The 23,921-nt window shown below is 55.8% G+C and carries 28 protein-coding genes, 1 tRNA gene and 1 pseudogene; 12 read left to right on the forward strand and 18 right to left on the reverse strand.

What is annotated here, in order from left to right; genetic code table 11:
• Positions 1 to 145: 145 nt before the first annotated feature.
• Positions 146 to 1,693 carry a glycerol-3-phosphate dehydrogenase gene (gene glpD / locus ACTF5F_RS10230; protein ID WP_438956773.1) on the forward strand — a complete coding sequence of 516 codons (1,548 nt, stop codon included), beginning with the start codon at positions 146 to 148 and terminating at the stop codon, positions 1,691 to 1,693.
• A gap of 36 nt (positions 1,694 to 1,729) precedes the next feature.
• A complete protein-coding gene (gene glpK / locus ACTF5F_RS10235) occupies positions 1,730 to 3,217 on the forward strand; it encodes a glycerol kinase GlpK (protein ID WP_438956774.1) in 1,488 nt (495 codons plus the stop codon).
• Positions 3,218 to 3,444: 227 nt separating this feature from the next.
• Here the strand turns inward: glpK and ACTF5F_RS10240 are convergent, their stop codons facing one another.
• Positions 3,445 to 3,825, reverse strand: coding sequence for a hypothetical protein (locus ACTF5F_RS10240; protein ID WP_438956775.1), 381 nt, complete (start codon positions 3,823 to 3,825; stop codon positions 3,445 to 3,447).
• 132 nt (positions 3,826 to 3,957) lie between these two features.
• On the opposite strand from ACTF5F_RS10240, the gene recA reads away from it, so the two are divergent.
• The 4 genes from recA to ACTF5F_RS10260 all read left to right on the forward strand — a co-directional run bounded on the left by recA (position 3,958) and on the right by ACTF5F_RS10260 (position 8,575).
• Positions 3,958 to 5,046 (forward strand): recombinase RecA, encoded by a 1,089-nt coding sequence (gene recA, locus ACTF5F_RS10245; RefSeq protein WP_438956776.1) that lies wholly within the window; start codon positions 3,958 to 3,960, stop codon positions 5,044 to 5,046.
• A gap of 125 nt (positions 5,047 to 5,171) precedes the next feature.
• The gene (gene alaS, locus ACTF5F_RS10250; RefSeq protein ID WP_438956777.1) at positions 5,172 to 7,820 is read left to right on the forward strand and encodes an alanine--tRNA ligase; all 2,649 of its coding nucleotides are present in this window, start codon (positions 5,172 to 5,174) and stop codon (positions 7,818 to 7,820) included.
• A 3-nt stretch (positions 7,821 to 7,823) separates the two neighbouring features.
• Entirely contained in the window at positions 7,824 to 8,117 is a 294-nt protein-coding gene (locus tag ACTF5F_RS10255; RefSeq protein WP_438956778.1) for a DUF1330 domain-containing protein, read from the forward strand.
• A 200-nt stretch (positions 8,118 to 8,317) separates the two neighbouring features.
• A complete protein-coding gene (locus ACTF5F_RS10260; protein ID WP_438956779.1) occupies positions 8,318 to 8,575 on the forward strand; it encodes an MOSC domain-containing protein in 258 nt (85 codons plus the stop codon).
• Here ACTF5F_RS10260 and typA read toward each other — a convergent pair.
• The 5 genes from typA to ACTF5F_RS10285 all read right to left on the reverse strand — a co-directional run bounded on the left by typA (position 8,569) and on the right by ACTF5F_RS10285 (position 11,788).
• The gene (gene typA, locus ACTF5F_RS10265) at positions 8,569 to 10,389 is read right to left on the reverse strand and encodes a translational GTPase TypA (protein WP_438956780.1); all 1,821 of its coding nucleotides are present in this window, start codon (positions 10,387 to 10,389) and stop codon (positions 8,569 to 8,571) included. The two genes, ACTF5F_RS10260 and typA, sit on opposite strands and share 7 nt — an antisense overlap.
• 73 nt (positions 10,390 to 10,462) lie before the next feature.
• Positions 10,463 to 10,798, reverse strand: coding sequence for a DMT family transporter (locus ACTF5F_RS10270; protein ID WP_438956781.1), 336 nt, complete (start codon positions 10,796 to 10,798; stop codon positions 10,463 to 10,465).
• A gap of 8 nt (positions 10,799 to 10,806) precedes the next feature.
• Positions 10,807 to 11,301, reverse strand: coding sequence for a YitT family protein (locus tag ACTF5F_RS10275; RefSeq protein WP_438956782.1), 495 nt, complete (start codon positions 11,299 to 11,301; stop codon positions 10,807 to 10,809).
• A 188-nt stretch (positions 11,302 to 11,489) separates the two neighbouring features.
• Positions 11,490 to 11,566, reverse strand: a tRNA-Ile gene (locus tag ACTF5F_RS10280).
• Between the two features lie 84 nt (positions 11,567 to 11,650).
• A complete protein-coding gene (locus tag ACTF5F_RS10285) occupies positions 11,651 to 11,788 on the reverse strand; it encodes a hypothetical protein (protein WP_438956783.1) in 138 nt (45 codons plus the stop codon).
• Between the two features lie 172 nt (positions 11,789 to 11,960).
• Between ACTF5F_RS10285 and purM the strand changes: the two genes are divergently transcribed.
• The 3 genes from purM to rnd all read left to right on the forward strand — a co-directional run bounded on the left by purM (position 11,961) and on the right by rnd (position 14,853).
• Positions 11,961 to 13,001, forward strand: coding sequence for a phosphoribosylformylglycinamidine cyclo-ligase (gene purM / locus ACTF5F_RS10290; protein ID WP_438956784.1), 1,041 nt, complete (start codon positions 11,961 to 11,963; stop codon positions 12,999 to 13,001).
• Positions 12,998 to 13,603 (forward strand): phosphoribosylglycinamide formyltransferase, encoded by a 606-nt coding sequence (gene purN / locus ACTF5F_RS10295; RefSeq protein ID WP_438956785.1) that lies wholly within the window; start codon positions 12,998 to 13,000, stop codon positions 13,601 to 13,603. The genes purM and purN overlap by 4 nt, the downstream gene beginning before the upstream one ends.
• An 89-nt stretch (positions 13,604 to 13,692) precedes the next feature.
• Complete coding sequence (gene rnd, locus ACTF5F_RS10300) at positions 13,693 to 14,853, forward strand: ribonuclease D (protein WP_438956786.1); 1,161 nt, start codon at positions 13,693 to 13,695, stop codon at positions 14,851 to 14,853.
• Here rnd and ACTF5F_RS10305 read toward each other — a convergent pair.
• The gene (locus ACTF5F_RS10305) at positions 14,850 to 15,335 is read right to left on the reverse strand and encodes a hypothetical protein (RefSeq protein WP_438956787.1); all 486 of its coding nucleotides are present in this window, start codon (positions 15,333 to 15,335) and stop codon (positions 14,850 to 14,852) included. The two genes, rnd and ACTF5F_RS10305, sit on opposite strands and share 4 nt — an antisense overlap.
• Before the next feature lie 119 nt (positions 15,336 to 15,454).
• Between ACTF5F_RS10305 and ACTF5F_RS10310 the strand changes: the two genes are divergently transcribed.
• Positions 15,455 to 15,865 (forward strand): SufE family protein, encoded by a 411-nt coding sequence (locus ACTF5F_RS10310; protein ID WP_438956788.1) that lies wholly within the window; start codon positions 15,455 to 15,457, stop codon positions 15,863 to 15,865.
• Here ACTF5F_RS10310 and ACTF5F_RS10315 read toward each other — a convergent pair.
• The 4 genes from ACTF5F_RS10315 to ACTF5F_RS10330 all read right to left on the reverse strand — a co-directional run bounded on the left by ACTF5F_RS10315 (position 15,852) and on the right by ACTF5F_RS10330 (position 17,832).
• Positions 15,852 to 16,478, reverse strand: a complete 627-nt coding sequence (locus tag ACTF5F_RS10315) for a DUF1638 domain-containing protein (RefSeq protein WP_438956789.1) — start codon at positions 16,476 to 16,478, stop codon at positions 15,852 to 15,854. The two genes, ACTF5F_RS10310 and ACTF5F_RS10315, sit on opposite strands and share 14 nt — an antisense overlap.
• 35 nt (positions 16,479 to 16,513) lie before the next feature.
• Positions 16,514 to 16,789, reverse strand: coding sequence for a YbjQ family protein (locus ACTF5F_RS10320; RefSeq protein WP_438956790.1), 276 nt, complete (start codon positions 16,787 to 16,789; stop codon positions 16,514 to 16,516).
• Positions 16,790 to 17,047, reverse strand: coding sequence for a hypothetical protein (locus tag ACTF5F_RS10325; protein WP_438956791.1), 258 nt, complete (start codon positions 17,045 to 17,047; stop codon positions 16,790 to 16,792). It lies immediately after the preceding gene.
• Positions 17,048 to 17,127: 80 nt separating this feature from the next.
• Positions 17,128 to 17,832: a corrinoid protein gene (locus tag ACTF5F_RS10330; RefSeq protein WP_438956792.1), complete on the reverse strand. Its 705-nt coding sequence runs from the start codon at positions 17,830 to 17,832 to the stop codon at positions 17,128 to 17,130.
• 148 nt (positions 17,833 to 17,980) lie between these two features.
• Between ACTF5F_RS10330 and ACTF5F_RS10335 the strand changes: the two are divergent.
• A pseudogene (locus ACTF5F_RS10335) lies at positions 17,981 to 19,048 on the forward strand (PA0069 family radical SAM protein); the annotation flags it as partial.
• 5 nt (positions 19,049 to 19,053) lie between these two features.
• Here the strand turns inward: ACTF5F_RS10335 and ACTF5F_RS10340 are convergent.
• The 6 genes from ACTF5F_RS10340 to ACTF5F_RS10365 all read right to left on the reverse strand — a co-directional run bounded on the left by ACTF5F_RS10340 (position 19,054) and on the right by ACTF5F_RS10365 (position 23,011).
• Positions 19,054 to 19,587, reverse strand: coding sequence for a MerR family transcriptional regulator (locus tag ACTF5F_RS10340; protein ID WP_438956835.1), 534 nt, complete (start codon positions 19,585 to 19,587; stop codon positions 19,054 to 19,056).
• Positions 19,588 to 19,599: 12 nt separating this feature from the next.
• Entirely contained in the window at positions 19,600 to 19,902 is a 303-nt protein-coding gene (gene ihfA / locus ACTF5F_RS10345) for an integration host factor subunit alpha (protein ID WP_438956793.1), read from the reverse strand.
• A 77-nt stretch (positions 19,903 to 19,979) separates the two neighbouring features.
• On the reverse strand, positions 19,980 to 20,951 hold the full coding sequence (locus ACTF5F_RS10350; RefSeq protein ID WP_438956794.1) for a beta-ketoacyl-ACP synthase III: 972 nt from the start codon (positions 20,949 to 20,951) through the stop codon (positions 19,980 to 19,982).
• A 26-nt stretch (positions 20,952 to 20,977) separates the two neighbouring features.
• Positions 20,978 to 22,075: a phosphate acyltransferase PlsX gene (plsX, locus tag ACTF5F_RS10355; RefSeq protein ID WP_438956795.1), complete on the reverse strand. Its 1,098-nt coding sequence runs from the start codon at positions 22,073 to 22,075 to the stop codon at positions 20,978 to 20,980.
• 15 nt (positions 22,076 to 22,090) lie between these two features.
• A complete protein-coding gene (rpmF, locus tag ACTF5F_RS10360; protein ID WP_438956796.1) occupies positions 22,091 to 22,297 on the reverse strand; it encodes a 50S ribosomal protein L32 in 207 nt (68 codons plus the stop codon).
• Positions 22,298 to 22,450: 153 nt separating this feature from the next.
• Positions 22,451 to 23,011: a YceD family protein gene (locus tag ACTF5F_RS10365; RefSeq protein WP_438956797.1), complete on the reverse strand. Its 561-nt coding sequence runs from the start codon at positions 23,009 to 23,011 to the stop codon at positions 22,451 to 22,453.
• A gap of 84 nt (positions 23,012 to 23,095) precedes the next feature.
• Between ACTF5F_RS10365 and ACTF5F_RS10370 the strand changes: the two genes are divergently transcribed.
• The gene (locus ACTF5F_RS10370; protein ID WP_438956798.1) at positions 23,096 to 23,566 is read left to right on the forward strand and encodes an outer membrane protein assembly factor BamE; all 471 of its coding nucleotides are present in this window, start codon (positions 23,096 to 23,098) and stop codon (positions 23,564 to 23,566) included.
• 3 nt (positions 23,567 to 23,569) lie between these two features.
• Here ACTF5F_RS10370 and ACTF5F_RS10375 read toward each other — a convergent pair whose 3' ends face one another.
• Positions 23,570 to 23,917 carry a DUF4345 family protein gene (locus ACTF5F_RS10375; protein ID WP_438956799.1) on the reverse strand — a complete coding sequence of 116 codons (348 nt, stop codon included), beginning with the start codon at positions 23,915 to 23,917 and terminating at the stop codon, positions 23,570 to 23,572.
• Between the last annotated feature and the right edge of the window lie 4 nt (positions 23,918 to 23,921).

Below are 23,921 nucleotides of genomic sequence, written 5' to 3' on the forward strand. Positions count from 1 at the left end.
AGCGTTTAAGGCGTTCAACTCATATATTTTATCAGTAATTTAATATTCGTTTTGAGTTCGTGCAATAAAAACCGAACATCTTTCTGGTTTCGGCTTTCACTACCGAAATCCGCAGGTTAGCGCTGTGCCAGTATTGGAGAAGATGATGAGCACAGACTTCGATCTTTTTGTCATTGGCGGCGGTATCAACGGCGTTGGCATCGCACGGGACGCGCAAGGCCGCGGGTTGCGCGTGGCGCTGGCAGAGATGGATGACCTCGCCTCCAAGACGTCATCGGCATCAACCAAGCTGTTCCATGGCGGTCTGCGCTATCTTGAGTTTTTTGAGATTGGCCTTGTCCGCAAAGCCTTGATTGAGCGCGAGCTGTTGCTCAAAGCCATGCCGCACATCAGTTGGCCGATGCGATTTGTGCTGCCATATCACAAAGACATGCGGTTTGAGGGGGAAACCCCGACATCCAAGCTTCTCTCCACCGTTATGCCATGGATGAAAGGCCGCCGGCCGTCGTGGCTGATCCGGCTTGGTCTGGCACTTTATGACAATCTCGGTGGGTGGAAGAGCCTGCCGCAAACGCGGACGTTGCATCTGCCGACGAACCCCGTGGGCAAGGCACTGAAGTCCAAGTTCAAACTAGCTTACGAATATTCCGACTGCTGGGTGGAAGACTCGCGGCTTGTCGTCCTGAATGCGCGGGATGCGGAAGAACGCGGCGCACTGATCATGACCCGCACCAAAGTCGTGTCCGCTGAACGTGAGGGCGATCACTGGTCTATCACGATGGAAGGACCGGATGGTATCGAGACTGTGACCGCGCGTGGGTTGGTCAATGCGGGCGGCCCTTGGGTTGAGGATATCGTCAAAAACACCGTGCGGCTGAACAGCACTGAAGGCATTCGTTTGGTCCGCGGTTCCCACATCGTGACAAAGCGGCTGTTCGACCATGACAAGGCATATTTTTTCCAAGGTGAGGATGGGCGGATCATCTTTGCAATTCCCTATGAGACGGATTTCACGCTAATTGGCACCACGGACGCCGAACATGACGATCTGTCCAAGGAACCGACGGCGACAGAGGAAGAGCAGGACTACCTGATCGAATTCGCCAACAACTATTTCACCCAGACGATCACACGCGACGATATCGTTTGGACCTATTCAGGTGTGCGTCCGCTTTACGACGACGGAGCAAAATCAGCTACGGCGGCGACACGCGACTATGTTTTGTCGCTCGACACTAACGGACCCGTGCTTCTGAACGTCTTTGGCGGCAAGATCACGACCTACCGCAAGCTTGCCGAAGCCGTGCTGGAAAAGCTGAAGCCGCATGTCGGCGGGCAGGGCGAATGGACGGCAAAGGTTCCCTTGCCCGGCGGTGATTTCCCCGTGAGCAAGGTGAACGCGCGTATCGATGATCTGCAAGATAAATATTCGTTCCTCAACGGTCGCTGGGCCAAACGGCTGTTCCGTGCCTATGGCACCGAAGCGGAGGAGGTGCTGGGCAAAGCTAAATCTGCGGCTGATTTGGGGGAGATGTTCGGCGCTGATCTGAGTGCTGCTGAAGTGATGTGGCTGATGGACAAGGAATACGCGCAAACGGCGGAAGATGTCATCTGGCGTCGCAGCAAGCTGGGTCTGCGCCTGACCAAAGACCAGATCGCGCGAATTGATGACTTCATGCGGAGCCAACAATAACCTAGTCTGCTCAAAATTATCGGGGAGAGAAACGCTATGACCTATATTCTGGCGATTGATCAGGGCACCACTTCCAGCCGCGGGATCGTGTTCGACAAGGACATGTCGATTGTCGCGATTGCGCAGCAGGAATTTGATCAGCATTTCCCCAAATCCGGCTGGGTTGAACATGTGGCCAACGACCTGTGGACCACGACCGTCGCAACGGCCAAAGGCGCGATTGATAAAGCGGGGCTTCATCCCTCGGACATTCAAGGCATCGGCATCACCAACCAGCGCGAAACTACAATCGTGTGGGACAAGCGCACCGGGGAGGCTGTTCACAACGCGATCGTTTGGCAGGACCGCCGTACGTCGGATATATGTCAGGAGCTAAAGAATGATAGCTTAGAAGCGGAAATCACGGAAAAGACAGGGCTTTTGCTCGATCCCTATTTCTCTTCCACCAAAGTGAAATGGATCCTCGACAACGTAGATGGCGCACGCGCGGATGCCGAAGCGGGCTATCTGTTGTTTGGCACAGTTGATTGCTATCTCATCTGGAAGTTCACCAATGGTGCACGGCACGTCACCGATGCCACCAACGCGGCGCGGACTATGCTCTTTAACATTCGTGACAATGCCTGGGACGCAGGCATTTGTGAGCGGCTCGGTATCCCTATGAGAATGTTGCCAGAAGTGCTTGATTGTGAGGCGGATTTTGGAACAGTCTCTGCTGAGATACTTGGTGCAGACTTGCCAATTTTGGGCGTCGCAGGCGATCAGCAAGCGGCAACGCTTGGCCAAGCCTGTTTTGCGCCAGGCATGTTGAAATCCACCTATGGAACGGGCTGTTTTGCGCTTTTGAATACAGGTGAAACGCTGGTTCGAAGCCAAAACCGTCTGCTCGGCACCATCGCCTATCGTTTGAATGGCAAAACCACCTACGCGCTCGAAGGGTCGATCTTCATCGCTGGTGCGGTGGTGCAATGGCTGCGCGACGGTTTGGGGATCATCGCCAAGGCCGCTGACACGCATCCCTTGGCTGAGAAGGCCGATCCAGAGCAGGAACTTTACCTTGTTCCGGCATTCACCGGCATCGGAGCGCCACATTGGGACGCCAACGCCCGTGGCGCTATTTATGGCCTCACACGCGGCTCTGGCCCTGCCGAGTTCGCCAAAGCAGCGCTGGAAAGCGTCGGCTTCCAAACGCGGGAGCTTTTGGACGCAATGCATGCGGACTGGGACGGCGCGACAGAGGACTCAGTGTTGCGTGTGGATGGGGGGATGAGCGCCTCCGATTGGACGATGCAGTTTTTGTCCGACATTCTTGATGCGCCTGTGGATCGCCCGAAGGTCTTGGAAACGACAGCGCTCGGCGTGGCATGGCTCGCTGGGATGCGGGCAGGGATCTATCCCGATATGGATGGGTTTGCGGCGAATTGGGCGCTTGATCAGCGGTTTGAGCCGAATATGGATCAAGAAATACGCAACCAGCGCTATTCGGGTTGGCAGGATGCAATCCGGCGGACGCTCAGTTCCTGACGCTGGGCAATTTGCCACAGATCAAACTTAAGGCGACATTCGTCTTGCAGTCGCGCTTTGATGTCTTCGTCGAGGTTTACGCTTAAGGGTGGCGACACATTGTGTTGGTTGGTTTCAATGTCGCGCCCCAATTTGTGTGAGAGAAACCGTAGCGCGGATAGGTACATATCATATTGGTAAAGGTGATCGATTCCGAGCTGTCCATCCTGTCCAATTAGGAAATTGGATTACTTCCCCAAATTCGCAAGTGGGGCAGGATCATCGGCCAAATATTCCAGCACAAATTCATTGAAAGTCACGTCTCGCGTGCTTTGGGGTTGGCCGAGCAGATACTCGATCAATGCGAAGGTTTCGAGTTTTGAAGGGGCGCCAAGTTCCCAAAGTGTCCGTTCCAAGCTTCGTCGATAGCGCCGCACGTTCATATGTTTCAGGCTCGGTGGCGATCTCACGGTCATGCACGCATGTGCCATCAAAGCCCTCTGTAGGGTGGTCGATCCGCTCTTTGTCGTGGCGAAGATCACCAGTTTTTTATTAAATAATACAAGCATCTGTCGAAAATTGCGCCCGAAACCGCTGTTGCCATAGAAAATCAATACTTCGTTAACCACCAGAGAAGTATGATGAGTGATGAAGATTTTAGTTGAAATGTTCTTGCTTTGGTCTCATTAAGAAAAGAGAACATAAAAAGAACATAGCAGTGATTGCCGCCCCGTTGTGGGCGTGACATAAGGACATGAAAGATGGCAGCAACGGCAGAACTCCTTTCGATGAGCGACAAGAAAACATCCGATAAGCAAAAGGCGCTTGATAGCGCACTTGCACAGATTGAGCGCCAGTTTGGCAAGGGCTCAATCATGAAGCTGGGCGGTGAGAACCAGTTCCAAGATATTGAAGCGACGTCTACAGGATCACTTGGCCTCGATATCGCGCTTGGTATCGGCGGCCTGCCGAAAGGCCGGATCATTGAGATTTACGGGCCTGAAAGCTCCGGTAAGACGACGTTGACCCTTCATGCTGTGGCGGAAGAGCAGAAAAAAGGCGGCGTTTGCGCCTTCGTAGATGCGGAACACGCGCTTGATCCGCAGTATGCGAAGAAGTTGGGCGTGAACCTTGATGAGCTTCTGATTTCGCAGCCGGACACAGGTGAGCAGGCGCTTGAGATTGTTGATACGCTCGTACGCTCTGGCGCGGTGAACCTAATCGTAGTTGACTCCGTCGCGGCGCTGACGCCGAAATCAGAGCTTGAAGGCGACATGGGCGACAGCAGCGTCGGCGTACATGCCCGTCTGATGTCGCAAGCGATGCGGAAGCTGACAGGCTCCATCAACCGCTCCAACTGTATGGTGATTTTCATCAACCAAATTCGGATGAAGATTGGTGTGATGTTTGGCTCGCCTGAGACGACAACAGGGGGCAACGCGCTGAAGTTCTACTCCTCCGTCCGTCTCGACATCCGCCGTATTGGTGCGATCAAGGACCGCGATGAGGTTGTGGGCAACGCAACCCGTGTGAAAGTGGTTAAGAACAAGGTGGCCCCACCGTTCAAGCAGGTGGAATTCGACATTATGTATGGCGAGGGCATCTCAAAGAACGGCGAACTGTTGGACCTTGGTGTGAAAGCTGGCGTGGTTGAGAAATCAGGCGCTTGGTTCAGCTATGGTGATGAGCGGATCGGACAGGGGCGTGAAAACTCCAAGATGTTCCTGAAAGAGAACCCTTCTGTGGCGCTTGAAATCGAAGATAAAATCCGCGCGGCGCACGGCCTCGATTTCGATATGGAACAGAACGATCCCGATAAGAATGATGACGACGCGCTCGTAGAAGTTTAACCGCTCAAACAGTCTCAAAAAGGGCGTCGCGGCGTGCGGTGCCCTTTGTCATTTGACCTGTGGACCTTTTAAGGAGCCAAGGGTATTTCTGGCCTTCAAACATTGACCCATTTGGATGAAGCGCCATGACCAGCCTTGCCGACATTCGTTCGACGTTTCTTGATTATTTTGGACGGCAGGACCATGAGGTCATCGCCTCAAGCCCGCTTGTCCCGCGCAATGACCCCACTTTGATGTTTACCAACTCTGGCATGGTGCAATTCAAGAACCGCTTTACGGGCGTGGAAAGCGGCGATTACCAGCGTGCGACTTCCTCACAGAAATGCGTACGGGCAGGTGGTAAGCACAACGACCTCGATAACGTGGGCTATACAGCGCGCCACCACACGTTTTTCGAGATGCTCGGCAACTTCAGCTTTGGCGACTACTTCAAAAATGAAGCGATCCCGTTTGCTTGGGAATTGCTGACCAAAGATTTCGGCATCGACAAGTCGAAACTGATGACAACCGTTTATCACACGGATGATGAAGCGTTCGATATCTGGAAAAAGCTCGGCGTTCCCGAGGATCGAATCATTCGCATCGCAACCGATGACAATTTCTGGCGCATGGGGCCAACCGGTCCGTGTGGTCCCTGTACTGAGATTTTCTACGACCACGGCGATCACATTTGGGGAGGTCCTCCGGGTTCGCCTGAGGAGGACGGCGACCGCTTCATCGAGATTTGGAACGTCGTCTTCATGCAGAACGAACAGTTCGATGACGGGTCGATGGCGCCGTTGGAGATGCAATCAATCGACACGGGCATGGGATTGGAGCGCATCGCTGCGTTGCTTCAGGGCAGCCACGATAACTACGATACGGACCTTTTCAAGGCATTGATTGAGGCCTCCGCACATGCGACCTCAACCGATCCTTATGGCGAGCAGAACGTGCATCACCGTGTGATTTCCGATCACCTGCGGTCCACGTCCTTCTTGATTGCTGAAGGGGTACTGCCCTCAAACGAAGGGCGCGGGTATGTGCTGCGTCGGATCATGCGCCGCGCAATGCGGCATGCGCATCTACTGGGGGCGAAATACCCTGTCATGCACAAACTGGTGCCCGCTTTGGTGCAGCAGATGGGCGTGGCTTATCCGGAACTGGGTCAAGGTCAGAAACTGATTGAAGAAACGCTTTTGAATGAAGAAGTGCGGTTCAAGACGACTTTGGATCGCGGCCTGAAGCTTTTGGATGATGAATTGTCGAACCTGCCAGACGGTGCTGACCTTCCAGGCGACGCGGCGTTCAAGCTTTATGACACCTATGGATTCCCGCTCGACCTCACTCAAGATGCGTTGCGCGAAAGGGGCCGCGGTGTCGACAGCGACGGTTTCGATGCCGCAATGGCAGAGCAAAAGGCCAAAGCTCGCGCGGCATGGTCCGGCACGGGCGAGGCGGAGAACGCCACTATCTGGTTCGACGTTGCTGAAGAGAACGGTGCTACAGATTTCTTAGGTTACGAATCCATCAACGCCGAAGGACAGATCGTCGCCATCGTGCAGGATGGTGAGGCGAAGGATGCCGCCAAAGGCACAGTGCAGGTCGTCCTGAACCAGACGCCGTTCTACGCGGAAAGCGGCGGTCAGGTTGGTGACAGCGGTACCCTCAAAACCAATACGGGGACAGTTATTGTCACGGACACAAAGAAGGTCGCCAATGTCTTCATTCACATCGGTGAGGTGAGCGATGGCGAGATTAAGAAGGGCCAAGGTGCGGAGCTTTCGGTCGATGCGAACCGCCGCGCTGCGATTCAAGCAAACCACTCCGCCACCCACCTCTTGAATGAGGCGCTGCGCAACACGTTGGGTGATCACATTGCGCAACGTGGCTCTCTGAATGCGCCGGATCGGTTGCGGTTTGATTTTAGCCACAACAAGGGAGTTGTCCCTGAGGAATTGAAAGCGGTGGAGGCGGAGGTAAACAAGCTCATCCGCCAGAACTCTAACGTCGAAACCCGCATCATGACCCCGGACGACGCCCGCGCGATGGGCGCGCAAGCGCTCTTTGGGGAGAAATACGGCGACGAGGTGCGCGTGGTGTCGATGGGCATCGCCGAAGGGTCTGGCAGAGGTACAGACGGCGACACCTACAGTCTGGAGCTTTGTGGCGGTACTCATGTGAAGCAACTGGGCGAGATTGGTGCGTTCGTCGCACTCAGCGACAGCGCCTCTAGCGCAGGTGTGCGACGGATCGAGGCGCTGACGGGTCAGGCGGCATTGGATCATTTTGCCACGCAGGCAGAAAGATTGTCTGCCGTGGCGCAAACCATGAAGACCTCGATTGGCGAGGTTGAGGAGCGCGTGAAAGCGCTAATGGAAGAGCGCAAAGCCTTGTCCAACGAAGTGGCGCAACTGCGCCGCGAACTTGCGATGGGCGGCGGCGGCACTGGCGGTCCAACGCAAGAAGATTTGAATGGCACATGCTTCATGGGTCAGGTTCTGTCAGGCGTGTCTGGGAAAGAACTGCCCGCACTGGTTGATCAGTTCAAAGAGCGGGTAGGTAGTGGCGTTGTCCTCCTCATCTCGGACGCAGGCGGCAAAGCCGCCATCGCGGCGGGTGTGACCAAGGATCTGACGGAGAAGTTCAACGCGGTCGACATTCTGCGCACAGCGGTTGAGGCTTTGGGCGGCAAAGGTGGCGGTGGCCGGCCGGACATGGCGCAAGGCGGCGCTGCGAGCGCAGAAAAAGCTGATGACGCTATCGCTGCTGTTAAAGCGAAATTGGGGGAATAGGCCATGCCAACAGCACTTTGGATCGCGCATGTGACTGTCACGGATGAAGCGTCATATGCAGAATACGCAAAGCGCGCGACGGTCGCGATTGCGGATCGTGGCGGTGTCTTCCTCGCCCGTGGCGGGGCCTGCAAGCAGCTTGAAGGCCCAGAGCGACCGCGCAATGTCGTGGCCCGGTTTCCCAGTATTGAGGCCGCGGACGCCTGCTATCATTCGGATGCGTACCAAGATGCGCTCAGCTTTGCAAAAGGTGCCTCCCAGCGGGAGCTTTGCATTGTTGAGGAGTTGGACACCTGAGCCAACTGGCCGAAATGATGTCCAACCATGCGCAAACCGGGCGCGTGGAGTGGATTGGCCTTCGATCAGTACGTCTGGTGAAAATTGAGGTCGTGCCATTAGCGCTGATTGAGCTCAGCGGATTGGTTGGGGACGACAGCCGTGCGGGGAAACAGGCGGTGACACTGATGCAGGCGGAACATCTCTAAGTTATTGCCCGTTTGGCAGGGCTTGCGATCGTCACCCCCGAAACGCTTCGCCATAACGTTGTAGTCTCGCGCATCAACCTTCAGGCGTTGAAAAACCCACCTATCCGAATTGGCAGCGTAATCCTCAAAATTGAAGGGCCATGTCCGCCGTGTTCGCGGATGGAAAAATCACTGAGGCGTGGCGGCTATAATGCCATGCGCGGCCATGGCGGGCGGTATGCGAGGGTCATTGAAGCCGGCGATATAAACGTCGGATCAGCAAATCACTGAGCCGCCCGCGCCATCCGTTTGCGCTCATGAGTGTCGAGGTAGCGTTTACGCAAGCGCACGACATTTGGCGTGACTTCCACCAATTCGTCGTCATCGATATAAGCAATCGCTTCTTCAAGGCTCATCCGCACAGGCGGCGTTAACCGCACGGCTTCATCGGAACCTGACGCACGGACGTTGGTCAACTTCTTGCCTTTGAGCGGGTTTACCTCAAGGTCGTTTTCTCGGCTGTGTTCGCCGATGATCATGCCCTGATAGACATTCTCCTGCGCCCTGATAAACATCTTGCCGCGCTCTTCAAGGTTCCAGAGTGCGAAGGCCACGGATGTGCCGTTTTCCATCGAGATCAGAACACCTTGGCGCCGACCTTCGATTTTGCCCTTATGCGGGGTGGAGCCGTGGAAGATACGGTTCAAAACGCCGGAGCCGCGTGTGTCGGTTAGAAACTCGCCATGATAGCCAATGAGACCACGGGACGGGACGTGCGCCACAATGCGCGTCTTGCCTGCACCGCCAGGGCGCATCTCAATCAGATCACCTTTGCGCGGCCCGGTCAGTTTTTCGACCACGACGCCCGTGTATTCGTCATCGACGTCGACGGTGACCTCTTCGACAGGCTCCATCCGCTCACCGTTTTCCTCGGTGTAAATCACCTGCGGGCGGGAGATGGACAGTTCGAACCCTTCGCGGCGCATATTCTCGATCAAGACACCCATTTGAAGTTCGCCACGGCCAGAAACCTCGAACGCATCGCCACCGGGCGTGTCGGCTACCTTGATCGCGACGTTCACCTCGGCCTCCTTCATCAACCGTTCGCGAATGACGCGCGATTGAACCTTTTTGCCATCACGTCCAGCCAACGGGCTGTCGTTGATGCCGAAAGTCACGGTAATCGTTGGCGGGTCGATCGGCTGTGCGGGGATCGGTTCTTCAATCGCCACGTCGCAGAGCGTGTCGGCCACGGTGGCCTTGGTCATGCCCGCGATTGTTACGATGTCGCCTGCCTCGGCCATATCAATCGGCTGCTGCATCAATCCACGGAAGGCGAGGATTTTTGACGCGCGAAACTGTTCAATCCGGTCACCTTCGCGGCTCATCGCTTTGATCGTGTCACCGGTCTTCAGCGTTCCGCTCTCCACGCGCCCCGTCAGGATGCGGCCAATAAACGGATCGGCGGAGAGCGTCGTTGCCAGCATACGGAACGGCTCATCCCGCGCCGCGATCTGCGCAGGGGCAGGGACGTGATCGACGATGAGGTCAAAGAGCGCATCGAGGTTTTCACGCGTGCCATCAAGATCTGCGTCACACCATCCAGACCGGACGGAGGCGTACATCGCAGGGAAGTCGAGTTGGTCATCGCTGGCATCGAGGTTTGCGAACAGGTCGAAAACTTCATCCAACGCCCGATCAGGGTCACCGTCAGGCTTGTCGACCTTGTTCACGACAACAATCGGACGCAGGCCAAGGGCCAGCGCTTTGGAGGTCACAAACTTCGTCTGCGGCATCGCGCCTTCGGCGGCGTCTACCAGCAGAACGACTCCGTCCACCATCGACAGGATACGCTCCACCTCGCCACCAAAGTCCGCGTGGCCGGGCGTGTCGACGATGTTGATCCGCGTGCCCTTCCATTCGACGGAAGTACATTTCGCAAGGATCGTGATGCCCCGCTCACGCTCGATGTCGTTGCTGTCCATCACACGTTCGGTGATGGCTTCGTTGTCGCGGTAAACGCCGGACTGCTTCAGCAGTTCATCAACGAGTGTTGTCTTGCCGTGGTCAACGTGCGCGATGATCGCGATATTGCGGATATCCATAGGGCCGTGCCTTCAAAGGGAGGGTTGCGGCGCGGATAGCCTGAGTTGCGGACGTTGACCACCCCTGATTTCGTCAGTGGGTGGAGGTGTTTGATAACAGGTGAATCACAAGCACACCCGCAAGGATGAGGGATATGCCAATCACTGCCCAGAAATCGAGCCGCTGACCAAAAATCACAAGACCGATGACTGCGATCAGAACGATCCCAAGCCCCGACCAAACCGCATACATGATCCCAACCGGCATGTATTTGAGTGTGATGCCCAGAAGGTAGAAAGAAATGCCGTAGCTGATGAACAGGATCACCGTCGGCAATGGCTTGGTGAACTGCTGACTGGCCTGCAACGCGGTGGTGCCAATCGTTTCTGCCACGATGGCGAAGAACAGGGTGATGTAGTGGGTTGGCATTGTGTCGTTCACCTAGCAATGTATCGGTCCTGCCGGTGATTGAAGCCGACAATGGTGTTGGTGACAAGCGCGCCTGCCAACGAGCACGCGATTAAGCTGCTGGGGAGGATGAAAAAGGCGACACCAAAGAGGAGCGCGTCGAAAATAAGTTGGCTCCAGCCCGCTTGGAAGCCATTCTTTTCTTGAAGATAGAGCGCCAGAATACCAACGCCGCCCAGTGAGGCCTCATGTCTAAACACCGCGTTGAGGCCAACGCTGCATGTGGCGCCGCTAAGGAACGCTGCCAGAGGGGGTGGCATGGAAGCGATCGTGATGGTTTCGTAGAGCGTGAAGGCAACCGCCGCAAACTCATCTGTTTCTTCCAAATACTCGCCAGAGATGCATTCATACCCGAGAGGATCGACAGTTGTTATGTCGGCAAGTTGCCTAGTCTTCGCGAAGGCTGGAGCAGGTGCCAAGGAAATCGCGAAAATAGACAGCGGGTGAAGGGCCTTCGTACTCATTAACGGCCCCCAGACCAATAAAAACGCTATTAATTCTAGTATCAAATTAGTGACACAATTTTGCCATGATTGATTGCGAATTGCGATCGAAGTTAACAAATAAGGCGTGAACTCGCCGATTTTTTTTCGACAATTGTGGGTTTTTGTGGGGATTGTCCCAAATCGAGCCGAAATCAGCGGATTTGGAATGGTAGGCCCGGCAGGACTTGAACCCGCAACCAAAGCGTTATGAGCGCTCTGCTCTAACCAATTGAGCTACAGGCCCGCCACGGAGTTTGCGTACCAGACCCAGAGCATTCGTCAAGCGGAAGTGACCGCACCGGACTAATCACCCAGCGCGGCGAATTTCTTATTTGTCGGCCATCATTGTGTCAGACATCATGCTTTCGGACATTATCGCGTCGCCATCCTTCATAATCGCGTCTTGCTCGGCGCAAGCTGCTAGACCTAAAGCGACAAACTTCAGTGCTACAACTTTCTTGGTCATAGTTTCCCCCATTTGAATTTATGGGACGACTGGGCGGCAGAACATCGATCACAGTCAATCAACGCTCTTTAACATGACGGGGAGGATTGCGTGAGCGAACCCGCTTCGGTTCGGTTGCACAGGGGCCGTTGTTCCGCTAGGTGGGCGACAGCACATCGGAAGGGGAAACGGCGTGACAAAGAACGGTCTGACATATGCAGATGCGGGCGTCGATATTGACGCTGGAAACACCCTGATTGAACGGATCAAACCGGCCGCGAAGCGCACCAAACGCTCAGGCGTAATGGCAGGGCTCGGCGGGTTTGGCGCGCTCTTTGATCTCAAAGATGCAGGCTACACCGATCCGATCCTTGTGGCTGCGACCGACGGCGTGGGAACGAAGCTTCGAATTGCCATCGACACAGGCAATGTCGGCAGTATCGGGATCGATCTTGTCGCCATGTGCGTCAATGACCTTGTTTGTCAGGGGGCGGAGCCGCTTTTCTTCCTTGATTACTTCGCGACGGGCAAGCTTGACCTCGACAGCGCCACGCTGATCATCGAAGGCATCGCGGCGGGCTGTGAGGCGTCCGGCTGCGCGCTCATCGGTGGAGAAACGGCAGAAATGCCAGGCATGTATGAGGCGGGGGATTTCGACCTTGCTGGATTTGCTGTCGGCGCGATGGAACGGGGCGCGGACCTGCCAGCATGTGTCAAAGAAGGCGATGTCTTGTTAGGGCTTGCGTCTGATGGCGTGCACTCCAACGGATACTCTTTAGTCCGCAAAATCGTTGAGGTGTCGGGTCTTGCGTGGTCTGACAAAGCGCCCTTCGCGGAGGAAAGCCTTGGTGAAGCTTTGCTTGCGCCGACACGGCTTTATGTCAAACCAGCCTTGGAGGCAGTGCGGTCGGGCGGCGTTCACGCGCTGGCGCATATCACTGGTGGCGGTTTGACAGAAAACCTGCCTCGCGTCCTGCCAGATGGCTGCGGGACGGAGATTGATCTGACATCTTGGGCGTTGCCACCCGTATTTGACTGGTTGTCAGAGGTCGGCGGAATCGCCCCATCCGAGATGCTGAAAACCTTCAACGCTGGCATTGGTATGGTACTTGTGGTCGATCCCGCAAAAGCGGATGATCTCGCTGATCTGCTGGCCGAGCAGGGCGAGACGGTCTATCGGATTGGCCGTGTGACGAGCGCACCAGAAATTTCTTACACAGGTCAGCTCGCTTGACGCCAAAGGTCGCAATCCTGATTTCGGGCAGCGGGTCCAACATGGTGTCCTTGGTGGAAGCCATGCAAAGCACAGGGTTCGCTGAACCTGTTTTGGTTGTCTCAAACGTTTCAGATGCAGGTGGTTTGGTGAAAGCGCAAAGTCTCGGTGTGCCCACTGCAACTGTCGATCATCGGGACTTTGGCAATGACCGGGCGGCGTTCGAAGATACGCTTCAGATAGAATTGGAGAAGACCGCGCCGGACGTAATCTGCTTGGCTGGGTTCATGCGGGTACTGACGGCGGGTTTCGTCTCCAAATGGGACTGCAGGATGCTCAACATCCATCCCTCCTTGCTCCCCAAATACAAAGGGCTACATACGCATCAGCGGGCGCTGGATGCCGGTGATGCGGAACATGGCTGCAGCGTCCATCTTGTGACAGCGAATCTGGATGATGGGCCGATCCTTGGCCAAGCCAAAGTTGCCATCAAGCCAGATGACACCGCCGACACTTTGGCAAAGCGCGTCTTGCCCTTTGAACATGAATTGTACCCCGCTGTTTTGAAGCGGTTCTTGGCCGGCCAAACGGAACAGTTGACGCTTGATCGCATTACTTCCTGACCAAACGGAAACGATTGCGCCGATCGCTTCACTTTAAGGGCGAGCTCGCGTATCAGCGTTGGCATAAAGATTAGGCAAAGCAGGCACATATGAAAACCATCTCAAACACATCGGACTTGGCAGAGTTTTGCGCCGAAGCGGCAAGGCATGACTACGTCACGGTAGATACTGAGTTTTTGAGAGAGCGGACGTATTATTCAAAGCTGTGCCTCGTGCAGTTAGCCTATCGTGGCGCGAAGGGCGAAGAGCATGCCGTGCTGGTCGATCCGCTGGTCAAAGATCTGTCGCTGGAGCCGCTTTATGACCTTTTCCGCGATGAGGGCGTGGTCAAGGTTTTCCACGCCGCCCGTCAGGATCTTGAGATTTTCTATGTCGACGCAGGCGTGATCCCGACACCGCTGTTTGACACGCAAGTGGCAGCAATGGTCTGCGGCTATGGCGATCAGGTGGGGTATGAGACGCTGGTACGCAAAATCGCCAAAGCGTCGCTCGATAAATCATCCCGTTTCACCGACTGGTCGCGGCGCCCACTGACAGATGCGCAGTCCAGCTATGCTTTGGCCGACGTGACCCATCTGCGGGATATTTACGAGGTGCTGTCTGCCGAACTTGCCAAGTCGGGCCGTAAGAAATGGGTGTCGGAAGAAATGGACGTGCTCAACGATCCGGCAACCTACCGGATTGACCCGCAGGACGCTTGGCTGCGGGTCAAGACGCGCACGAATTCTGGCCGCTTCCTCGCAATCGTGCGGGAACTGGCGCAGTTCCGTGAAAACCACGCGCAATCCAATAACGTCCCACGCAACCGTGTGTTCAAAGACGACGCGCTGATCGAGCTTGCTTCAACCAAACCACAGACGGAAAAGGACCTGAGTCGTTCCCGTCTGTTGCTTCGTGAAGCGCGCAAAGGCGCCATTGCGGACGGGATCCTGACGGCAGTGAAGGCTGGATTGGCTGTTCCGGGTGATGAACTGCCCAAACCAGACCGCAGCCGTGAAAAACTGCAGGTGAACCCTGCGATTGCCGACATGTTGCGCGTTCTTCTCAAGGCAAAAGCCGACCAGGAAGGTGTCGCGCAAAAGCTGATCGCATCTGCGCAAGATTTGGATGTGATGGCAGCAGGCGGCCGTGACCTTGCCGCACTCAAAGGCTGGCGCAAGGAAGTGTTTGGCAAAGACGCGCTGAAGCTTTGTGAAGGCCGGGTGGCCTTGGCCGTCGATGGTGCGAAGGTCGTGACCGTCTCGCGTTAACGGCGCCGTGACAGGGCGTTGTTTGCGCCTTGGACCTGAATGGTACGAACACCTGCCAGAACAGCATTGTCGACCACATAGGCCGCAGTGATCTGGCGCGGCTCTACGGCCGCCGAGGTCACGCTTTGAGGCGCTTCAAACCGCATCGCCAACGTCAACCGCCCACCGCTTGCGTCAATCGGGACCAGTTGCGCATTGAACTGCGAGGGCGCAGTTGTCGTGCCTGTCGCGCGTACAATCGCGCCGTCAGGGGTCCGCTCTACCGACATAGAAACGATGGTCCCCGCAAGGGTGCGCGCATCAATCACGCTATCCGCATTGGCTGGCGTCAGGGGCAGCAGTTCGCCCGTGGTGGCGTCAACTGGCGCCGCTGGCTCAACAGAGCCGAACCAATTCAGCGGATTGAAGCGGGAGGTTGAGATGCGCTCACATCCCGTCAGCACGATTGTGGCTGACAGTAATATTGGTAGCGTGGCTTTCATATCTTCGTCTCCCCGAACCCTCTCAACTTCCTAGCCGAACTCACGCGGCAAGAAAACCCAGCACTGGAACTTTGCACGCATTGGCCCTAAATCTTGTCCTGACCAAAATGGGGTGACAGATGGCCAGTGCTGCCTTTGAAGAAATTGTCGAGGACTTTGCGTTTTTGGACGATTGGGAAGATCGCTATCGCCATGTGATTGACATGGGCAAGGCGATGCCTCCACTTGATGACGCGCTGAAGGTGCCTGCTACCAAGGTCGACGGCTGTGCCAGTCAGGTGTGGCTGCATCCCACCGTCGCTGACGATCAGTTTCGGTTTGAAGGTGACAGCGACGCGATGATTGTGCGGGGGCTGATTGCAGTCCTGGCCGCGCTCTACAACGACATGCCTGTGTCTGGCATCAACGACATCGATGCCCATGCCGAACTTGGACGTCTTGGGCTGAACGATCACCTGTCGTCGCAGCGGTCAAACGGTTTACGCGCCATGATTGAGCGCATCCGCTCCATCGCTGTTAAAGCGACGTAAGAACCGCCTCCAAGTCCCCGTAACCAGTGGGTCTGTGTTCAAAGGCAAGGCCCATCTGTTTGGCATAGCCTTCTGCCTTGGCGACAAGGGCAGGGTCGTCGATCTGAGATTGGTAGACTAGCGTTTCGTAATGCCCGAAATACATATCCCGCAGCTCTGGATGCCGGTCGAGGCCGAGCGGCTTCCAAACGAAAGCGTCAAATTGCCGGACCAGAAAGTCAGTGAGGTAGAATGACGTCATCTCCTCCCGATCTGCAAAGGCTGCGTTGCCTTCGAAAAAGCTGTAGCAATGCGGGCCTTCCACCATCTTAATACCAAGCTCGTCACACGCTGACTTCAACTGCCCACCGGTCCCGCAATCTGCATAAACCACGAAGATGTCGTCATAATCCGCGCGGTGCTTTGCCACGGCTTCGCGCACTGCAGGCACGATCCGCTCAGGATGGTTGTGATAGATTGCGGGTAGACATTGCAAGTCAAGGTGCGCCAGCCCGTGCTGGACCTGAATGTTGATGATCTCGCGGGCGAGGGCGCCACAGGCCAACAGCAGGATCCGACCTTCACCTTTTGCAGAAAGGCCGTCTGTTGTCAGCGTGGCGTCTTCGAGCGTCATCGCGTGCGGACAGCGGTACCGTAAGCCCGGATTTCTCACGCAACATCCATGATCGATGAGGTTTCCATCCGAAACCCGGCGATGGCATCAGCGCCTAGAGTCTCTGTCTGTTCAATCATACGATCCAGTGCCTGTTCCCGCGCGTCAGCGAGTAGGGACGAATACCCCGTCTGCTCCCCACCCACGAGATTGCGGAGCGACGCAACAATGTCCGTGTTGATATGCTTTGATCGCACGGGCGCGCCGCTCACCTTGCCTATAGTTTGCGTAATCTCCATATGAGCAACGGTATCTGTGGTCGTGATCATCATTCAATTCTCCATATTGTCATAATGATCTTCTTCTAGGTTGTTGAGCCGCTCCGAAACGACGCGGAAAACTAAATATGCGCCGAGAGCGCGAATGCTCAATATGCCAATACTGATCATTGGATTAACGGCAAAGCCGGCCAAAAGGCCGGCACCGCCCCAAACGGTCAGCGCCGCGGCAGCAATCACGACGACAAGGATCAGGATCAGTCTATCAAGTGGTATAGCCCAACTCCTGGACTCAATGTTATGATAAAACATGTGGATTTGAAGGGGATGCCGCGGCGCTGAAACCAAAAAGGGCGGCCAAGCCGCCCAAATTGCATTGATGTGAGGGGGGGTTAGCCCGCTGCCATCTGATTGTGCTTGCGTGCAACAAACTCTTTTGCTGTCTCCACTGCGACGGCCGCGTCACGGCAATAGGCATCCGCACCGATGGCTTTGCCGAACTCTTCGTTTAACGGCGCACCACCGACCAGGACGATGTAGTCATCGCGCAGCCCCTGTTCGACCATCGAGTCAATCACGACCTTCATGTAAGGCATCGTCGTGGTGAGCAGGGCCGACATACCAAGGATGTCTGGCTGCTCCGTCTCCAGCGCTTCCATGTAGTTCTCGACAGGGTTGTTGATGCCCAAGTCGACGACTTCAAAGCCAGCCCCTTCCATCATCATGGACACAAGATTCTTACCAATGTCGTGGATGTCACCCTTCACGGTACCGATCACCATTTTGCCCACGCGCGGGGCGCCGGTTTCGGCCAGCAATGGCTTCAGGATGGCCATCCCGCCTTTCATGGCGTTGGCCGCCAGCAACACCTCTGGCACAAAGAGGATACCATCGCGGAAGTCGTTACCGACGATGGTCATGCCGCCCACCAGTGCTTCGGTCAGAATGCGGTAAGGTTCCCACTTCCGCTCAAGAAGGATGTTCACGCCTTCTTCGATTTCTTCCTTCATCCCGTCGTACAAGTCATCAAACATCTGCGCGACAAGTTCTTCGTCGTCCAGTTCTGCCAGGATGATGTCGTCTTCTTCGTCGGACATTGCGGCCTCCACAAGGGGTAAAGGGTTGTTCTTACGTCTGGATTCTTAGTGCGACAAGTTACCCTGTGTCACGCGACAAATTGCGACAATTGCAGAAACGTGACCGACCTAGATTGAATAGTTTCTGCAATTGTTCGCTTCATTGGCTATGTCCGAATTCAAAGTGAAGCCATCACATCTGCTGCGCGGGCATGGGGTCAGCCTGAACCCCGCTGTGCGCTTTGACCGCTTCTTGACGGAAGCGGTGGGTGATGATTGGGATCGAGAGGAGGATCTGCCCGTTCGACGCACCGAAGTGACGGAGGAGCGACCGCGCGAAGTTATCAGCCGCAACACGTCCCCTGATCTGTCGATCAATACCAATCGCGGGTGTGAGCATGGCTGTGTTTACTGCTTTGCCAGATCCAGCCACGCTTATCTGGGTCTGTCACCGGGTCTTGATTTCGAATCCAAGTTCATCGTGTGGCCGGATGCACTTGCTTTTCTGGAGAAGGAACTGCGTGCGAAATCCTACAACCTCGGCATGATCGCCTTTGGGACCAACACAGACCCCTATCAATCGATCGAAAAGGATAGGGGGATTATGCGCGAGATCCTGAAAGTATTGCGCGACCTCAATTATCTAGCGGGGATTGTCACGAAAGGCACCTTGATCGCCTACGACATCGATATCTTGGCGGACTTGGCAAAACTTGATCTGGTACGCGTTGGTATTTCCGTCACAACGCTCGACCCGCATGTGTTGCGGGTGATGGAGCCACACGTGCCCGCCCCAAAAGCGCGGCTGCGGTCAATCCGACAACTGACAGAAGCTGGCATTCCCGTCCGCGTGATAGTCTCACCTATGATCTCAACGCTCACAGATTATGAGGTGGCGCATATCCTCGACGCTGCGAAAGAGGCGGGCGCGACGGCTGTGTCTGGTATCGTCTTGCGGCTGCCTCTGGAGGTCTCATAGGTTTTTCGCGATTGCGTCGCCGAACATTTCCCAGACAGTGCCAAGCGGATCATGAGCCGCGTTAGGGAGCTTCACGGCGGCAAAGACTATGATCCAGAGTTTGGCACTCGGATGTCAGGGCGGGGCAAATGGGCGGAATTGATGCGCCGGCGGTTCAATCTGAAATGCACGCAACTTGGGCTTTCACGTGATTTGCCGAGCCTTCGGAAAGGCCTATTCCGTACCCCGAAGCGTGTTGGCGATCAGTTGGATCTGTTTGGCAGTTATGCGCCGCGCATCTTTGCGCTGACGCGCGCCAATTTGTCGAGCAGGGGTGCAATGGCATCCGCATTGCGGGCGACACGGTCTGCGTCCAAACGGCCATCCCCTTGGAACCAGCGTGGCTTTCGTATCTTTGGCGAGGCGGTGGGTGTCAAAGCTGCGATGTCGATGTTGGGTGCAGAGGCCGCAACGGGCGCGTCCTCGACCGGTTTGACATCAGGCTCAGCAACATCAGCTGGCTTTTCCTCAACCACATTAAGTTGCGGCGCAACGGTGAGCCCCGCCACATGCTTCACGCCCTTTTCGCGCAACAGCTTTTGTGCGCCTTTGATGGTCATGCCTTGTTCGTGGAGCAGAAGCTTGATGCCCGCGAGCAAGGAAATATCGCCGGGTCGGTAATACCGCCGACCACCGGCCCCCTTGACGGGGTTGATCTGGCTGAACTTGCTTTCCCAGAACCGCAGCACATGCGCAGGCGTGTTCAATGCGTCAGAGACTTCTGAAATCGTTCGGAATGCGTCAGGGGCTTTGGCCAAGTGCCGTCTCCCTTACTTCTTGTTCCCTGCTGCCACGCGATCTTTCGTCAAATGCGATGGACGGAAGGTGAGAACGCGGCGCGGATGAATTGGCACTTCCTCGCCCGTTTTTGGGTTTCGGCCAATGCGAGCCGCTTTGTCGCGGATGGAGAATGTCCCAAAAGAGGAGATTTTCACAGACTCGCCGCGCACCAGCGCGTCAGAGACATGGGTCAGTACATCTTCGACCAATTCAGCGCTTTCATTGCGGGACAGGCCGACTTGCGTGTGAACTGCGTCTGCTAAATCCATACGCGTCAGAGTTTTTTCGGACATAATTCCCCCCAATTTTCCCAAACCATAGGTCAGGGGGAAAAACGGAGTCAATATCGCGTGATCGAAATACCTGAGCGTTACCAGCGAATTATCGCGGATCCCCACGCCAACCCACCGCCAATGGCTTCAGTGACAATCAAGTCACCTTGTTTGATCTGGCTGTTCTCCACCCCGACAGACAAGGCCAACGGTATGGACGCGGCGGAAGTATTTCCGTGGTCTTGAACGGTCACAACCACGCGGTCCATGTCGACGCCAAGCTTCTTCGCCGTTGATTTAATAATGCGGATGTTTGCTTGATGCGGCACCACCCAATCCACATCCTCAGCGGTTAGCCCGACTTTGGCGAGCGATGTATGCGCTGTTTCGGCCAGTTTTTCGACAGCATGGCGGAACACTTCTTTACCTTGCATTTTCAGGACGCCGGTGGTGTGGGTCGAGACACCCCCATCGACATAGAGGATTTCTTTATACCGACCGTCTGAATTGAGGTCGGTGGCCAAAACGCCGCGATCATCTGCTGTTCCGTTGCCCTCCTGCGCCTCAAGAACCAACGCGCCAGCACCGTCGCCAAAGAGCACACAGGTTGAGCGATCCGTCCAATCCATGATCCGGCTGAACGTCTCCGCTCCGATTACCAAAGCGCGGTTCGCCTGACCGGACACGATCAAAGCGTTGGCATTAGCCAAAGCAAAGGCGAAGCCGGCGCAAACCGCTTGAACGTCGAATGCGAACCCTTTGGTGTTGCCGATCGCGTCCTGCACCATTGTTGCGGCCGAGGGGAAGGTAAGATCAGCGGTGGATGTTGCCACGACGATTGCGTCTACATCCTCACCGGTCAGGCCCGCGCTTTTCAGTGCTTTCATCGCGGCCTTGGCGCCCAAATCTGATGTCGTCTCGCCCGGAGCTGCGAAATGGCGCCGCTCGATCCCCGACCGCGATTTAATCCATTCGTCGGTTGTATCGAGAGATTTCTCAAATTCTGAGTTCGGAACAACGCGCTCCGGGAGATAGTGACCCACTCCGATGACAACGGCCCGTCTTGTCATGCTCGTATTCTTTCCGATGCCTGCGCTTAATCAGCGCTTATGTCTGTGCTTATATCTTGAGCAAGTGTCGCAGCGGATGCAACCCGTGCTGCCAATTTGTCAGAGAAGCCGGTTTGTCCTAGACGGTAGGCTAGGTTGAGCGCCGCTGCGATACCTGTAGCGTCGGCGCTGCCGTGGCTTTTGACGACTGTTTTGTTGAGTCCAAGGAAGACACCGCCATTGACCCTGCGCGGGTCGATCCGCCTGCGCAGATGATTGAGCGACCCACGGGCAAAAAGGGCACCAAGCATGGAGATTGGGTTACGCATCAAGGAAGACCGCAAGAGTTCCGAAATCAGCGTGGCTGTGCCTTCACCGGTCTTCAAAGCAACGTTGCCCGTGAAGCCATCTGTTACGATTACGTCGATCTTATCAGACGGCAGATCGCCACCTTCGATGAAGCCAACGTAGTCATAAGCACCCGCAGCCGCGGAGCGTCCGATGATGTCATGAGCAACCTTAAGCTCGGCGCGGCCTTTATGTTCCTCAACGCCCACGTTCAGCAATCCTATGCGTGGGCGATCCAGATCGAAGGCGTTCCGCGCATAGGACGCGCCCATCAGGGCATAGGTCAGCAAATCATCCTGATCCGCCCGAATGTCTGCACCCGCATCCAGCATGACGTTGAACCCTTGCGGATTGCGGGAGGGCCAAAGGCAGGCGATGGCAGGGCGATTGACGCCCTCTGCCTTGCGAAGCCGCATCATCGAAATCGCCATGAGCCCGCCGGTGTTCCCGCAAGACACGCAGACGCCCGCTTCGCCATTGCGGACCGCTTCAACTGATGACCACATCGATGTGTTCTTGCCATGTCGCAAAACGTTGCTGGGTTTGTCTGTCATGGCGACAACATCCTCGGCGTGCCGGATCGTCACACGGGACGACAGCCCACGTTTATCGATCAGCTTTTGAAGCCGTTCCTCAGGCCCGTGCAACAGGATGTGTGCATCACTTGCCGTGCGCAAAAACTGAGAAAGGCCTGCAACCACCGTTGCAGGCCCGTTGTCGCCGCCCATGGCGTCGACCGAAATAATTTTGGAGACGTCTGTTTGCGTTGTCAGTGATGGACCCGCGGCGTCCGACATCTGCGACCGACGGGCTTACGCCGCGTCTTCGTCCAAATCGATCTCGTCTGTCATCGCAACAACTTCACGTGTGGCATAGTGACCGCAAGATGGGCAAACGTGGTGTGGGCGCTTCAGCTCACCGCAGTTGTCGCATTCATTTGGGTTTGCTGCGACCAGCGCATCATGTGCGCGGCGGTTGTTCCGGCGCGATTTGGAGACTTTATTCTGCTGGACAGCCATGTCGCAACCTTCGTCAATTTCGGGGGGCTATTGCCCCAGTTTCGTTCATTTAAACGGGCACCTAAGCCATCCGGTGGGCCCTGTCGAGTGGTATCTCAAAGAGGCCGCGAACATACTGCGATTCTTTTATTCCGCAAGCCCTTTGTTTAGAGGCTAGTCTGTACCTTCTGAGCCCTTGTTTCCAAGCGCTTCCCGCAACCCACCGAGAGCCGCAAATGGCCGCGCATCTTCATCCGTCATCGCCGCCTTTCCCGGTTCGGTAAAGACCGCTTCGCCAAGATCAGCGCCGTCTTTGCGGGGGAAGGCGGGCAAGGCCAGTGAGAGCGCCTCAATTATCAGTGCTTTGAGGTCGATGACGCGCGGTGTCAGTTCCACGTTATCGTTCTCCGGCATTTCCACTTCGGTGCCTTTAACCTCGGGCACCTCGGCGAAGTATTCACGGATGACCTTTTCATCAATGCGCGTGTTCACCGGATCAAGCGTCACAACACATTCTTGCGTGACCGTTGCGCCCAATTCGGCTTGCAGCCGCCAATCACTTGCCCCTTGAGTATCAATTGACCCGCTGAACCGCAGTTTCTTGATTGTGTACACATCGACCGCTTTGGTGACCTCCGCCATCAGATCAGCGTCGCCGATGATCTCAAACTGGGTTGGTTTGCTTTGCGAAAGATCGCTGACGATCAAACGGTATGTTGCAGGCTCAGACACCATATGTTCCATTCTTGAACAACGAGGTTAGCAGATGTACACCTCGTTAAAAGGCAGCGTAGGCCAAGGCAAGAGGGCAGGTGGGCGATGACAATTCAAAGCATCCAAGCGATGATCAAGCGGTTTGGCGTGGTCGCCGCACTGTTGGTCATCGTGGCATGTACACCGCTCGTCAAATACCACGGCTACATTCCGCTTGAGGAAGACCTTGCGCGCATCGTCGTCGGGCAGGACACCCGTGAAAGCGTGCAGGCCCTTGTCGGCCCGCCCACGTCCGGCGGTGTTCTGGATGGCAGCGGGTATTACTACGTCGCCAGCCAATTCCGCACCTTCGGCGCGTTTGCGCCAGAAGAGGTCACCCGTGAAGTTGTGGCGATCACGTTTAGCGATGCGCGCGTTGTGTCAAACATCGAACGCTTTAGCCTTGAAGACGGTAAAGTCGTGACACTGTCCCGCCGAGTGACAGATTCGGGAGTTCGGGACACAACTTTCATCCGTCAGCTTCTTGGAAGTATCGGACGATTCGACGCCGGATCATTCCTTGGTTCAGACGGGTAAGCCTCACGTGTTCGCCACCAGCAACCAAACCGCGCCAAACGCTTCGACGAGGAAGTAGACGGTCGCCTTCTGCTTTGGTGGATTGTCGAGGATGAGTGACACCAAGCGACCTGTCGCGGCACCCGCGTAGGCAACACCCAGCATGAAGTAGGCCGCTGCCGTGCCAAACCATAGGCACGCAATGCCCATCGCCACGAAAAGACACCCGACCGAGGCGCGGATTTCGCTCATGCCCATGTTCGAGCCATCTGTTTTAAGGTTCAAGGCACCCATCGTATAATGCGGGGCCAGAAACCCAAAACAGCCTAGGGCAATGGTCACAAGCGCGACTAAGATGTTGATGATGTCCATCGAT

It is taken from the genome of Cognatiyoonia sp., assembly GCF_965661665.1.
Classification (GTDB): Bacteria; Pseudomonadota; Alphaproteobacteria; order Rhodobacterales; family Rhodobacteraceae; genus Cognatiyoonia.